Annotated in this window: 11 protein-coding genes; 8 read left to right on the top strand and 3 right to left on the bottom strand. The window is 63.7% G+C overall.

The genetic code is table 11. From position 1 onward, the window contains the following. The 8 genes from Q8X51_RS27380 to Q8X51_RS27345 all read left to right on the top strand — a co-directional run. Nucleotides 1-684: ABC transporter permease subunit (locus Q8X51_RS27380; protein ID WP_407694985.1), on the top strand; the 684-nt coding region annotated here is incomplete at its 5' end. 10 nt (nucleotides 685-694) lie between these two features. Continuing rightward, a complete protein-coding gene (locus tag Q8X51_RS27375; protein WP_407694194.1) occupies nucleotides 695-2,269 on the top strand; it encodes an ABC transporter ATP-binding protein in 1,575 nt (524 codons plus the stop codon). Next, complete coding sequence (locus Q8X51_RS27370) at nucleotides 2,266-3,657, top strand: sigma-54 interaction domain-containing protein (protein ID WP_065948197.1); 1,392 nt, start codon at nucleotides 2,266-2,268, stop codon at nucleotides 3,655-3,657. Before Q8X51_RS27375 ends, Q8X51_RS27370 begins: the two co-directional genes overlap by 4 nt. A gap of 292 nt (nucleotides 3,658-3,949) precedes the next feature. Then, entirely contained in the window at nucleotides 3,950-5,341 is a 1,392-nt protein-coding gene (locus tag Q8X51_RS27365) for a GntP family permease (RefSeq protein WP_407694195.1), read from the top strand. A gap of 7 nt (nucleotides 5,342-5,348) precedes the next feature. Next, nucleotides 5,349-6,122, top strand: coding sequence for a 3-hydroxybutyrate dehydrogenase (locus Q8X51_RS27360; protein ID WP_407694196.1), 774 nt, complete (start codon nucleotides 5,349-5,351; stop codon nucleotides 6,120-6,122). Nucleotides 6,123-6,217: 95 nt separating this feature from the next. After that, a complete protein-coding gene (locus tag Q8X51_RS27355) occupies nucleotides 6,218-8,176 on the top strand; it encodes an acetoacetate--CoA ligase (protein ID WP_407694197.1) in 1,959 nt (652 codons plus the stop codon). Between the two features lie 134 nt (nucleotides 8,177-8,310). Then, entirely contained in the window at nucleotides 8,311-10,818 is a 2,508-nt protein-coding gene (locus Q8X51_RS27350; RefSeq protein WP_074847007.1) for a PAS domain-containing hybrid sensor histidine kinase/response regulator, read from the top strand. Nucleotides 10,819-10,849: 31 nt separating this feature from the next. Beyond that, the gene (locus Q8X51_RS27345) at nucleotides 10,850-11,125 is read left to right on the top strand and encodes a peptidylprolyl isomerase (RefSeq protein WP_010564624.1); all 276 of its coding nucleotides are present in this window, start codon (nucleotides 10,850-10,852) and stop codon (nucleotides 11,123-11,125) included. 61 nt (nucleotides 11,126-11,186) lie between these two features. Here the strand turns inward: Q8X51_RS27345 and Q8X51_RS27340 are convergent, their stop codons facing one another. The 3 genes from Q8X51_RS27340 to Q8X51_RS27330 are packed head-to-tail and all read right to left on the bottom strand — an operon-like array spanning nucleotide 11,187 to nucleotide 14,091. Then, a complete protein-coding gene (locus tag Q8X51_RS27340; protein ID WP_065927164.1) occupies nucleotides 11,187-12,098 on the bottom strand; it encodes a sugar kinase in 912 nt (303 codons plus the stop codon). Nucleotides 12,099-12,108: 10 nt separating this feature from the next. Next, nucleotides 12,109-13,317, bottom strand: coding sequence for an amino acid deaminase (locus Q8X51_RS27335; RefSeq protein WP_323146023.1), 1,209 nt, complete (start codon nucleotides 13,315-13,317; stop codon nucleotides 12,109-12,111). A 9-nt stretch (nucleotides 13,318-13,326) separates the two neighbouring features. Further along, nucleotides 13,327-14,091, bottom strand: a complete 765-nt coding sequence (locus Q8X51_RS27330; protein ID WP_315871692.1) for an IclR family transcriptional regulator — start codon at nucleotides 14,089-14,091, stop codon at nucleotides 13,327-13,329. Nucleotides 14,092-14,209 lie beyond the last annotated feature (118 nt).

Raw genomic sequence — 14,209 nt, 5'->3', positions numbered from 1 at the left:
GCCCCCAGCCCGCCCTCGACGGTGAACTGGCTGGGTACCGATGACCAGTCGCGGGATGTGCTGGCACGGGTGATCTTCGGCGCGCGGGTGTCAATCCTGTTTGCCCTGGCACTCACCGCGATCAGCGCCACCATCGGCATCGCCGCCGGGGCCTTGCAGGGCTATTACGGCGGCTGGGTGGATCTGCTCGGCCAACGCATCCTTGAAGTGTGGTCCGGGCTGCCGGTGCTGTACCTGCTGATCATCCTGTCGGGGTTTGTCGAGCCGAACTTCTGGTGGTTGCTGGGGATCATGGCGCTGTTTTCCTGGCTGGCCCTGGTGGATGTGGTGCGCGCCGAGTTCCTGCGCGGGCGCAACCTGGAGTACGTCAAGGCCGCACGGGCCCTGGGCCTGGGCGACGGCAAGATCATTCGCCGGCACATCCTGCCCAACGCCATGACCGCCACCTTGAGCTACCTGCCGTTTATCCTCACCGGGGCGATTTCCACCCTGAGCGCCCTGGATTTCCTCGGTTTCGGCATGCCTGCGGGCAGTGCGTCACTGGGCGAGCTGATTGCCCAGGGCAAGCAGAACCTGCAAGCGCCGTGGCTGGGCCTGACGGCGTTTTTCACCTTGGCGCTGATCCTGTCGCTGCTGGTCTTTATCGGCGAGGCATTACGTGATGCCTTCGACCCACGCTCATGAGTGACTGCGTATGAACCTGATCGAAATCCGCGACCTCAGCGTCGCCTTCAGCGGCCAGACCGTGGTACGCAACCTGAGCCTGGACGTACGCCCCGGCGAGTGCCTGGCGCTGGTGGGTGAGTCCGGCTCCGGCAAGTCGGTGACCGCCCACTCGATTCTGCAACTGCTGCCCGAAGCCGGTACTGAAACCCGCGGCTCCGTGAAGTATCGCGGCCAGGAACTGATCGGCGCCTCGGCGTCGACCTTGCAGAAACTGCGCGGCAACCGCATTGCGATGATCTTCCAGGAGCCGATGACCTCCCTCAACCCACTGCACAGCATCGAAAAACAGATCGGCGAAACCTTGCTGCTGCACAAGGGCCTCGGCGGCAAGGCGGCTCAGGCGCGCATCCTCGAGTTGCTGCAGTTGGTGGGTATCCAGAAACCACAGGAACGCCTCAAGGCCTATCCCCACCAACTCTCCGGGGGCCAACGCCAACGGGTGATGATCGCCATGGCCCTGGCCTGTGAGCCGGAACTGCTGATCGCCGACGAGCCCACCACCGCCCTCGACGTGACCGTGCAGCGCAAGATCCTGCTGCTGCTCAAGTCCCTGCAACACCGCCTAGGCATGTCGCTGCTGCTGATCAGCCATGACCTCAACCTGGTGCGCAGCATTGCCCAGCGGGTGTGCGTGATGCGTGCCGGCGAGATTGTCGAGCAGGCCGACTGCGAGGCGTTGTTCACGGCCCCCCAACACCCCTACAGCCGCCTGCTGCTGGACGCCGAGCCGTCCGGCGATGTGCTGTGCAGCGAGCCACGGGAGACCGTGCTGGACGTGCACGACCTGAGCGTGCAATTCCCCCTGGGCGGCGGCCTGTTCCGGCGCAAGACCTACCTGCGCGCGGTGGATGGCATCAGCCTCAGCGTGCAGCGCGGCAAGACCCTGGGGATTGTCGGCGAGTCCGGTTCGGGCAAGTCCACTCTCGGCCAGGCGATCCTGCGCCTGCTGGACTCCACCGGCAGCATCCGCTTCCAGGGCGAGTCTCTCGACCCGCTCAACCACAAGCAAATGCGCCCGTGGCGCAAACAGATGCAGGTGGTCTTCCAAGCCCCCTACGGCAGCCTTAGCCCGCGCATGTCGGTGCAGCAGATCATCAGCGAAGGCCTGGAGGTGCATGCGCCGTGCAGCCTGGCCGACCGCGATGCGCAAGTGATCCAGGTGCTCAAGGACGTGGGCCTCGACCCCGCCAGCCGCCATCGCTTCCCCCATGAATTCTCCGGCGGCCAGCGCCAACGCATCGCCATCGCCCGCGCGCTGGTGCTCAAGCCGGCGCTGATGCTGCTGGATGAACCGACCTCGGCACTGGACCGTACGGTGCAGAAGCAGGTCGTAGCGTTGCTGCGTGAATTGCAGGAAAAGTACGGTCTGACCTACCTGTTTATCAGCCATGACCTCGCCGTGGTGCGCGCCATGGCCCATGACATGATCGTGATCAAGGACGGCAAGGTGGTGGAGCGCGGGCCGAGCCATGACGTTTTCGAAGCACCGCAGCATCCGTATACCAAAGAACTCCTGGCGGCGGCCGGCGGGCTGTCGTCATGAGTACCAGCCTGACGGACTACCAACAGGTTCGCGGCCTGGCGATCCAGTCGCTGTTCGAGATCATCGAGCAGTCCAGCGAAGGCACGGTGATTGTCGACCGCGACGCCAATATCGTCTGGATGAATGAGCGCTACGCCAAGCGCTTCGGCCTCAAGAGTGCCGATGAAGCCATCGGCCAGCCGTGCGAGCGGGTGATTTCCAACAGCCTGTTGCGCCAGGTGGTGCGCACCGACCGGCCGATTCTGCTGGACATCCAGGACACCCCCAAAGGCCCTTTGGTGGTGATGCGCCTGCCGATCCACAACGACGCCGGTGCAGTGATCGGTGCGATTGGCTTTGCCTTGTTCGATGAGCTGCGCAACCTGTCGCCGCTGATCGAACGCTACCTGAGCATGCAGCAGGAACTGGCCTCCACCCGCTCGTTGCTGCGCTCACGCCAGAGCAAGTACAACTTCGCGCACTTTATCGGCACCAGCGCCGCCAGCCTGGAAGTCAAACGCCGTGCACGACGCAGCGCAAGCGCCGAATCGCCGGTGCTGCTGCTGGGCGAGACTGGTACCGGCAAGGAATTGCTCGCCCAGGCGATCCACGGTGCCTCACCGCGTGCGCACAAGGCGTTTGTCAGCATCAACAGCGCGGCGATTCCCCATGACCTGCTGGAAGCCGAGTTCTTCGGCACCGCGCCGGGCGCCTTTACCGGTGCCGATCGCAAGGGCCGTCCAGGCAAGTTCCAGATTGCCCAGGGCGGCACGCTGTTCCTCGATGAAATCGGCGATATGCCGCTGCCGCTGCAAAGCAAGCTGCTGCGGGTGTTGCAGGAAAAGGAATTCGAACCGGTGGGTTCCAACGAAATGCTGCACAGCGATGTACGGGTGATCGCGGCCACCTCCATGGACCTGGAAGCGGCGATCAAGCGCGGTGAGTTCCGTGCGGACCTGTATTACCGCCTGAACGTATTGCCGATCCAGGTGCCGCCGCTGCGTGAACGGCTGGAGGACATTCCGGCGCTGAGCGAAGCGATCCTCGAGGAACTGCGCAGCCAGCATGAACTGGACCGCGAGGCCCTGGCGCTGTTGGCGCAGCATGCGTGGCCGGGGAACATCCGCGAACTGCGCAACGTGCTGGAGCGCGCGGCGTTGCTGAGCGATGACCTGGTGCTGAACGCTAGGGACATTCGCGCGGCGATTGGCACGTTCAGCCCGGTGACGCGCGGCGCAGTGGACACGGTTGAGGGTGAGACGTTTGCGGCGGCGCGGGAGCGGTTTGATCGGCAGGTGATTGCGGCGGCACTCCAGGCGTGTGACGGGAATGTGGTGGAGGCGGCCAGGCGATTGGGGCTGGGGCGGTCGACGTTGTACAAGAAGATGGTGGCACTTGGAATCGCCTGATCTCCAAACAGAGACAAAATTCTCCATATAAAGACACTCCCTGTGGGAGGGGGCTTGCTTCCGATAGCATCAGGCCAGTCAACACATTTACTGGCTGATGCACCGCTATCGGGGCAAGCCCCCTCCCACATTTGGTCTTCATTTGTCTCTAAATTGAGACAGCATGCAAAAACACTCCAAAGAAATTAAAAAATATCCATATATTTCAACAGCTTGAAAATATGGCACACATCTCGCTATAGCCCTCCCCACTGCTTCACCCACAACAATAACAATCCGATGGAGACACACCATGAGTGTGATCATTGCCCTGGCAGCGCTCGCGTTGCTGATGCTGGCTGCCTACCGTGGCTATAGCGTTATCCTGTTTGCCCCCATCGCCGCCCTCGGCGCCGTGCTACTCACCGACCCGTCCGCCGTCGCCCCTGCCTTTACCGGGGTGTTCATGGAGAAAATGGTCGGCTTTATCAAACTGTATTTCCCGGTATTCCTGCTCGGTGCGGTGTTCGGCAAGCTGATCGAGCTGTCGGGTTTCTCGCGCTCTATCGTGGCGGCGGCGATCCGTTTGCTCGGCACGCGCCAGGCGATACTGGTGATCGTGCTGGTCTGCGCCCTGCTCACCTATGGTGGCGTGTCGCTGTTTGTGGTGGTGTTTGCGGTGTACCCGTTTGCGGCGGAGATGTTCCGCCAGAGCAATATCCCCAAGCGCCTGATCCCAGCGACCATCGCCCTCGGTGCGTTCTCGTTCACCATGGACGCCCTGCCCGGCACGCCGCAGATCCAGAACATCATCCCCAGCACCTTCTTCAACACCACCGCCTGGGCGGCGCCGTGGCTGGGGTTGATCGGCACGATTTTCGTGTTCTGCGCCGGCATGCTCTACCTGGCGCGCCAGCGCAACAAGGCCCAGCGCGCGGGTGAAGGCTACGGCACCGAGCTGCGCAACGAGCCTGAGACCGCCGAGAACATTGCCCTGCCCAACCCGTGGATCGCGCTGTCGCCGCTGATCCTGGTGGGCGTGATGAACCTGCTGTTCACCCACTGGATCCCACAGTGGTACGGCAAGACCCACAGCCTCAGCCTGCCGGGCATGAGCGCACCGGTGACCACTGAAATCGCCAAGCTCACCGCGATCTGGGCGGTGCAGGCGGCGTTGCTGGTGGGCATCATCATGGTGCTGGTATTCGGCTGGTCGGCGATCAAAAGTAAGCTCGCCGACGGCAGCAAAAGCGCAGTCAGCGGCGCATTGCTGGCGGCGATGAACACCGCTTCCGAATATGGCTTCGGCGCGGTGATCGCTTCGCTGCCGGGCTTCCTGGTGCTGGCGGACTGGCTCAAAGGCATCCCCAACCCGCTGGTCAACGAAGCGATTACCGTGACCCTGCTGGCCGGTATCACCGGCTCTGCGTCCGGCGGCATGAGCATCGCCCTGGCGGCCATGTCCGAGAGCTTTATTGCGGCGGCCCATGCGGCCAATATTCCTCTTGAAGTGCTGCACCGGGTCGCGGCCATGGCCAGCGGCGGCATGGACACCCTGCCCCACAACGGCGCGGTGATCACCCTGCTGGCTGTGACCGGCCTGACCCACCGCGAAGCCTACAAGGACATTTTCGGCATCACGATCATCAAGACCCTCGCGGTGTTCGTGGTGATCGGTACTTTCTACGCCACCGGCATTGTGTGAGGTTTTCATGACGAGATTGAACGGCAAGACCGCCCTGGTTACCGGCTCCACCAGCGGCATCGGCCTGGGTATCGCCCTGAGCCTGGCCAAGGCCGGCGCCAACCTGATCCTCAACGGCTTCGGCGACGCCAGCGCGGTGGTCGCCCAGGTGCAGGCGTTTGGCGGCAAGGTCGGCCATCACCCGGCGGACGTCAGCGACCCGGCGCAGATCGCCAACATGCTCGCCTACGCCGAGCGTGAGTTCGGCGGTGTCGACATCCTGGTCAACAACGCCGGCATCCAGCACGTGGCGGCGGTGGAGGACTTCCCGCTGGAGCGCTGGGACGCGATCATCGCGATCAACCTGTCCTCGGTGTTCCACAGCACACGCTTGAGCCTGCCGGGCATGAAGGCCAAGGGCTGGGGGCGTATCGTCAACATCGCCTCGGTGCACGGCCAGGTCGGCTCGGTGGGCAAGGCCGCGTATGTGGCGGCCAAGCACGGCGTGATCGGCTTGACCAAGGTGGTGGGCCTGGAGACCGCCACCAGCAACGTGACCTGCAACGCGATCTGCCCCGGCTGGGTGCTGACGCCGCTGGTGCAGAAGCAGATTGATGATCGCGTGGCCAATGGCGTCGATCCGCAGCAGGCGCAACATGATCTGCTGGCGGAGAAACAGCCGTCCCTGGAGTTCGTGACGCCGTCGCAGCTGGGAGAGCTGGTGCTGTTCTTGTGCAGCGAGGCCGGGGCCCAGGTGCGGGGGGCGGCGTGGAACATTGATGGTGGCTGGCTGGCCCAATAAAACCAGACACTGGAGTTCTAAACTGTGGGGCCCCCCCCTCCCACAGTTGATCTATGTTGACGGGTAGATTTTTACAAGAACAAGAGACCGTGCTGATGTCCGAAATCCTCTGGCAACCTTCCCCCGAACGCATCCACACCACGCGAATGGACCAGTTCCGGCGCTTTATCAATGATCGCCACGGCGTGCAGCTCAGCGACTATCCGGCCCTGCACCAGTGGAGCATCGACCAGCGCCCGGACTTCTGGCAGGCGATCGTCACGTTCTTCGATGTGCAGTTTCGCAGCCCGCCCAGTGCAGTGCTGATCGAAGACGTCGAGATGCCCAGCGCCCAGTGGTTTCCCGGCGCGACCCTGAATTTTGCCGAACACCTGTTACGCCGCCGCGACGATCACGCGGCGGTGGTCGCGATCAGCGAAGACGGCCAGCGCGAACAACTGACCTACGCCGAACTGGCCGCCCACGTCGCCGGCCTGCAGGACAGCCTGCGGGCGGCCGGTGTCGGCCGCGGTGACCGGGTCGCCGCGTGCATGCCCAATACCTGGCAAACCCTGGTCGGCATGCTTGCCACCACCAGTCTCGGCGCGATCTGGTCATGCTCCTCGCCAGACTTCGGCACCCAAGGCGTCATCGACCGCTTCGGCCAGATCGAGCCCAAGGTGCTGATCACCTGCGCCGGGTACCGCTACGCCGGTAAAACCATCGACCAAAGCGCCAAGCTCAATGAAATCCTCGAACGCCTGCCGTCCCTGGAGCAATTGATCATCGTCCCGTATGCACGGCCCCAGGCCTGCGTCGAGGACTATCAGACCCAGGCCCGCGTCGCCCTCTGGAACGACTTCTACCAACCCGGCGGCGAGCCTGAATTCGTCGCGGTGCCGTTCGACCATCCGCTGTATATCCTCTATTCCAGCGGCACCACCGGCGTGCCCAAATGCATCATCCACGGCACCGGCGGCGTGCTGCTCACCCACCTCAAGGAACACGGCCTGCACGCGGACATATCCAGCGAGGACTGCCTGTTCTACTACACCACCTGCGGCTGGATGATGTGGAACTGGCTGGTCTCGGTGCTGGCCATCGGGGCCACGGCGGTGCTGTATGACGGCTCGCCGTTTCACCCCGGCCCGGAACGCTTGATCGACCTGATCGACGCGGAAAAGATCAGCGTGTTCGGCACCAGCCCCAAGTTCCTTGCCACCCTGGAAAAGGCCGGGCTGCAACCGCGCCTGAGCCACGACCTGGGCAGCCTCAAGGGCCTGATTTCGACCGGCTCGCCCTTGTCGCCCCAGAGCTACGACTACGTGTACCGCGAGATCAAGGCCGAGCTGTGCCTGTCATCGATGTCCGGTGGCACCGATATCGTCTCCTGCTTTGTGATCGGCAATCCGGTGCTGCCGGTGCGGCGCGGGGTAATGCAATGCAAGAGCCTGGCGATGGCCATCGAGGTGTGGGACGACCAAGGCCGGCCGGTGGTCGGGGGAAAAGGCGAGCTGGTGTGCACCCGGCACTTCCCGGCGATGCCCATCGGCTTGTGGAACGACCCGCACCAGAAGAAGCTGCGCGCCTCGTATTTCAGCCAGTTTCCCGGGGTGTGGGCCCAGGGCGACTACGCCGAGCAACGCCCCAACGGCAGCCTGCTGATTCACGGCCGCTCCGACGCGGTGCTCAACCCCGGCGGCATGCGCATCGGCACCGCGGAGATTTATCGCCAGGTGGAAAAAGTCCCGCAGGTGCTGGAAAGCCTGGCCATCGGCCAACGCTGGCAGGACGATGTGCGGGTCGTGCTGTTTGTGCGCCTGGATGACGGGATCGAACTGGATGAGGACCTGGAGCAACAGATCCGCCAGGTGATCCGCGCCAACACCACGCCGCGCCATGTGCCGGCGAAGATCCTCGCCGTCAGCGATATCCCGCGCACCATCAGCGGCAAGATCGTCGAACTGGCGGTGCGTAACGTGGTGCACGGCGAGCCGGTGAAGAATACCGACGCACTGGCCAACCCGCAGGCCCTGGAGCAATTTCGCGACCGCCCCGAACTGGCGGAAAGATGAAAGGTTTCAGCCCTGCCGCACTCATTTGAAGACAAACCCTCAATGCATGCTATTTTTCGAGGGTAGTCACCCATCGGTGTCCCACGGGATAATGGGTGTTGTCATTTTTCAAAGCGTTACGCTCAGGGCTTTTTATGAAGGGAACAACCACCGGCAGCGAAGCCGCTGCATTGATTGCGCGGCTGGACTGGGCGCACAGCCCCCTCGGTGAGGCCAATGATTGGCCGCAAAGCCTGCGCACAGCCGTGGACATCGTCATCCACTCACCGATGCCGATGCTCCTGCTGTGGGGCAGCGAACTCACCCAACTCTACAACGACGGCTTCGCCTTGCTGGCGGGCAATAAACACCCGGAGGCCATGGGCCAGCCGGCGCACCAGACCTGGCCGGAACTCGAAAGCTTCACTGCGCCGATCTACGACGCCGTGCTGAGCGGCCAGGTGCGCACCTTCAGCGAGCAGCGTTTTGTCCTGCAACGTAACAATCGCGACACCGAAATCTGGCTGGACCTGACCTACAGCCCGATCCGCGATGAACGCGCCAATGTGGCCGGCATCCTGGTCACGGCCATCGAAACCAACGAACGGCGCAAGGCCCAGCACAACACCGAACAACGCCTGCAACTGGCCCTGGCCGCCACCGATGCGGTGGGCACCTGGGACTGGGACATTGGCGAAGACCGCTTTATCGCCGACGCGCACTTCGCCTACCTGCACGGGGTTGATCCAAGCGACGCCAGCCGGTTGCCGATCAGCGACTACCTGCAAGGCGTACATCCCGAAGATCGCGGCATGGTGGCGCGCAGCATCAAGCATTGCATCACCTACGGCACTGAATACGCCGAGGAATATCGCCTGCAACAAGCCGACGGCCAGGTGCGCTGGGTGTTCGCCCGGGGGCGTTGCTACAAGGATCATCAAGGCCGCCCCGCGCGCTTCCTCGGCGCGGCACTGGACCTCACCGAGCGCAAAAACACCGAGCAGGCCCTGCGCCAGAGCCAGACCGAACTGCAGTTGATCATCAACGCCATGCCGGTGCTGATCGGCTACGTCGACCACGAGCAGCGCTTTCGCCTGAACAACAGTGCCTACCTCGACTGGTACGGCATGACGCCCCAGGAGCTGTACGGCAAGACCATCCGCGAGGTGCTCGGCGACGATGTGTACGCCGGGCGCGAGGACAAGATCACCGCCGCGCTCAGGGGCAAGGCCTGCAGTTTCATGACCGTCACCCCCCATCGCGATGGCCGCCCGCGCCATGCGTTGATGAAATACCTGCCGCGCTTCAGCAATGACGGCTCGGTGAACGGTTTCTACATCTTTGTCATCGATGAAACCGAACGCAAACTCACCGAAGAAGCCCTGCGCCACCTCAACGAAAACCTCGAGGAGCGCGTGGCCCAGCGCACCCAGGCGCTGGCCGAAGCCAACGAACGCCTGCAAAACGAGATGTTCGAGCGCGAGCGCGCCGAAGATGCCCTGCGCCATGCGCAGAAGATGGAAGCGGTGGGCCAGCTCACCGGCGGTATCGCCCACGACTTCAATAATATGCTCACCGGCATCATCGGCAGCCTGGACCTGATGCAGCGCTACATCGCCGCCGGGCGCAGCGACGAAATCGGCCGCTTTACCGACGCCGCCGTGTCCTCGGCCCATCGCGCGGCCGCCCTCACCCACCGTCTGCTGGCGTTTTCGCGGCGCCAGTCGCTGGACCTTCGCCCGCTGGATCCGAACCAGTTGGTAGCGTCCCTGGAGGAGCTGTTCCAGCGCACCAAGGGCGCGCATATCACGCTCAAGGTGCAACTGGGCCGCGACATCTGGCCGGTCAACACCGACGCCAGCCAACTGGAAAACGCCCTGCTCAACCTGGTGATCAACGCACGCGACGCCATGCCCGATGGCGGCGAACTGCTGATCGAAACCGCCAACAGTTACCTGGACGGCACCGATATCACCACCCTCGAACCGGTCAGGGCCGGCGACTACGTGATGCTCGGCGTGTGTGACAACGGCAGCGGCATGGCACCGAAGATTCTCGCCAAGGCGTTCGACCCGTTCTTCACCACCAAACCCATCGGCCAGGGCACCGGCCTGGGGCTGTCGATGATCTATGGGTTTGCCCAGCAGTCCGGTGGCCACGTGACCATCCAGAGCGAACCGGGCCAGGGTACCTGCGTGCGCCTGTACCTGCCGCGCCTGCACGGCACCTCCCTGGAAAGCAGCCAGCCCGCCCATCTGGGCGAAGTCCCGCTGGCCCTTGCCGGCGAAGCGGTGGTGGTGGTCGAGGATGACCCGGCGGTGCGCATGCTGGTGGTCAATGTGCTCGACGAGTTGGGTTATACCGCACACCAGGCGGGGGATGCGCGTGCAGCGCTGCCGTTGCTGGAGTCGGACTTGCGCGTGGACCTGCTGGTGACAGACGTCGGCCTGCCCGGCATGAACGGCCGCCAACTGGCGGAGATCGCTCGCCAGCATCGGCCGGGGCTCAAGGTGCTGTTCATGACCGGCTACGCGGAGAAAGCCGCCGAACGCCAGGGCTTCCTGGAGGACGGCATGGACATGGTCGCCAAGCCGTTTTCCATCGACCTGCTGGCGACCAAAATCCGCAGCATGATCAGCGTCGATGATTCAGTTCAGGCATAATCGCGCGCCGTCGCACACCTGGTAGAGACCGATGAAAGCCCAAGCCCGCCATATCCTGGTGAAAACCAGCGAAGAAGCCGAACAACTCAAGCAGCGCATTGCCAAGGGCGAAGCCTTTGATGTGCTGGCCAAGAAGTACTCCACGTGCCCGTCCGGCAAGCGCGGCGGCGACTTGGGTGAAGTGCGGCCGGGGCAGATGGTCGGGGTGATCGATGCGGTGATCTTCAAGAAACCGGTGAAGGTGGTGCACGGGCCGATCAAGAGCAAGTTCGGGTATCACCTGGTGCAGGTGTTTTACCGGGATTGAGGCTTTGGCTTAAGACCGCTATCGGGGGCAAGCCCCCGATCCGCCGCAGGCGGCCATTCACCTACTCCCTGGGGATCAGCGCCCCCGGCACCTGGATAACCCGGCTCGCCAATCGATGCCCGGCCAAAGCAGCCTCCTGGGGCGAACCACCCTTGAGCCGACTGGCCAGGTACGCCGCACTGAACGAATCCCCCGCCGCCGTGGTGTCCACCACCTTCTCCACCTTCAGCGCCGGCACGGCAAGGCGCTCGCCGTCGCAACGGATCAAACACGCATCCGCACCGCGCTTGAGCACCACTTCCGCAATCGCCGGGTACGCCGCGAATACCTGTTCGCTGTCGGCATAACCAAACAACGCGCGTTCGTCATCCTCGGTCAGCAAGGCGATATCCACCTCGGCCAGTACGCTGCGATAAGCCTCGCGGGCAACGTCCACCGTGGCCCAGAGCCGTGGCCGGTAGTTGTTGTCAAACACCACTGCGCCGCCACGTCGGCGGGTTTCGATCAGCACTTCGAGCAAGCGCTGGCGCCCGACTTCACCCAGCACCGCCAGGGTAATGCCGCTGAAATACACCACGTTGTAGTCCGGCAATGCCGCCAGGATCGGCGCAGCCGCCGGCGTGGTAAAGCAGTCGCGCACGGCCGCTTCGTTGCGCCAGTAGAGGAATTTGCGCTCGCCGTTGGCATCGGTCTGGATGCAGTACAAGCCGGGCAAACGTCCGGGCAGGCGCTGGACCCGCTCCAGCCCCAGGCCTTCTTCGGCCCAGTGCGCACACATGGCGTCGCTGAAGCTGTCATCGCCCAAGGCGGTGACATAGTCCACCGTGCCGATATCCCCCAGCTCACGGCGCAGGTACACCGCCGCATTCAGGGTATCGCCGCCGAAGCTCTGTTGCAGGCTGCCATCGGCGCGGTGTTGCAATTCGATCATGCATTCGCCGATCAGGGCGATGCTGGGATGGGTGGTGGTCATGGCTTTTCACTCAGAAACGGGTTTCCAGGGACTCGATCACCCGCAACTGCTCATCCACCAGGCAGCCGACCTGCCACTTGTCGAAGGTCAGGCAAGGGTGCGAGGTGCCGAAGGAAATGATGTCGCCGATGCGCAGCTCGACACCTGCCGCGACGGTCATGAAGGCGTGCTGGTCCATCACGGCGGTGACGGTGCAGGCGCTCACATCATCGCCTTCCGCCGGCAGGATCCCGGCGCGATAGCGTTTAAGCGGCACCGGCAAACCGGCGTCGTAGGCCACGTCGCGCTTGCCCAGGGCGATCACCGCAAACCCCGGCTCAGGCAACGATTGCACATGGGCCCAGACTTCCAGGGCCGGGCGCAGGCCTTCGTGGAGGTCGCCGCGGCGGTCGAGCACGCAGCACTGCGCCTCTTTGTAGATGCCATGGTCGTGGGCCACATAGCTGCCGGGGCGCAGCACGCTGAGGAAACGACCAGCTGCGTTTTGGGTTTCGAAGGACTCGGCGATCAGGTCGTACCAGGCCGACCCCGACGCCGTGATAATAGGCTTGGGCAGGTCGAAGGCCCCGTTGTCTTGCAGGTCCACGGCCAGGCGCACCAGGCTCGCGGCGAAGTCGCGGATGCCACTGATGGCGTGCTCGCCGTGGATCACACCTTCGTAGCCTTCGATACCGGTGAGGGCCAGGGCTGGTTGGGCCTTGATCGCCTTGGCCAGGTCGCGCACTTCCTGCTCGCTGCGGCAACCGCAACGGCCACCGACCACGCCGTATTCGATCATCACGTTGAGGCGCAGGCCACGGGCAGCGAAGAACAGGCCCAGGTCGGCGACGTTGTGCGGGTGGTCGACCATGCAGTGGAAGTCGAAATCCTTGTCGGCCAGCAGGTCGGCGATCAACGCCATGTTCGGTGCGCCCACCAACTGGTTGGCCATCAGCACCCGGCGCACGCCACCGGCATAGGCGGCGCGGGTCTGCACCGCGTTGGCCAGGGTGATGCCCCAGGCGCCCGCAGCAAGCTGGCGCTGGAACAACGCCGGCATCATGCTGGTCTTGCCGTGGGGCGCCAGTTCCGCGCCGCTGTTGCTGACGAAATCCTGCATCCAGCGAATGTTGTGCTCCAGGGCATCGCGGTGCAGCACCAGGGCGGGCAGGCCGACGTCGCGGACCAGGTGGGCACCGACGGCGGCGGCGCCCTTTTCAACGGCATTGATGGCTGACATGGAAAACTCCTATTCGTTGATGCGACGAGCCAGGTTGTTGGCGCTGTCGATCAACACCCGGCGATAGTCGTTGTAGTTTTTGCTCGCATCGGCCCGAGGGGCGACGATGCACAGCGTCGCAATGCTGATGCCCTGCGCGTCCCGGACCGGGGCGGCAAAGCAGTGGGTAAAGGTGTCGGCCACGCTGTCGAAGGAAAAGAACCCGTCGAGGGTGGCCTGGCGGATTTGCGCGAGAAAGGTCTCCTGCGGCAGGCGCTGGCCGTCCGGCAGGATAAAGTCGTCGTGGTCGATCAGGTCGATGATCTGCTGGTCGCTCAAGTGCCCCAGCAACAGGCGCCCGGAGGCGGTCCATGGGATCGGCGCGTCTTCACCGATGTCCGAGGAAATGCGGAAATGCCGCTCGCCTTCGCGCATCAGCGCCACCGTGTATTTGCGCCCGTTGAGCAGGCACATCTGCGCGGTTTCGTGGGTTTGGCTGACGATCTCCTGCAAGGCGTGGTCGGCCTCGCGGGTCAGGTCGAAATGGCGTAGATGCGCCTGGCCGAGGAAGTACAACTGACGGCCGAGGTAGACGTGACCGTCCTTGCCCACGGTTTCGAGGATGCGCCGCTCCAACAAGGAGGCGACCAATTCGTAGACCGTGGATTTGGGGCTGCCGATGCCGCTGGCAATATCATTCGGGCGCAGGGGCTGGCCGATTTCCTTGAGAAAATCGAGGATATCGAATGCACGGTCCAGGCCTTTGGCGCGGCGTTTGATGGTGTCTTCGGTCATGGCAATTTCGGTCCGGTCGAAATGGTAGGGCTGGCGCAGGTCCACTGTGGGAGGGGGCTTGCCCTAATGCCAGTCAGTTAAGCGTACATCGCCTCCTGTAGGAGCGAGCTTGCTCGCT

Source organism: Pseudomonas sp. Yb2C2, assembly GCF_052112325.1.
Classification (GTDB): Bacteria; Pseudomonadota; Gammaproteobacteria; order Pseudomonadales; family Pseudomonadaceae; genus Aquipseudomonas; species Aquipseudomonas marginalis.
This window is presented reverse-complemented; position numbering and strand designations above follow the sequence as displayed.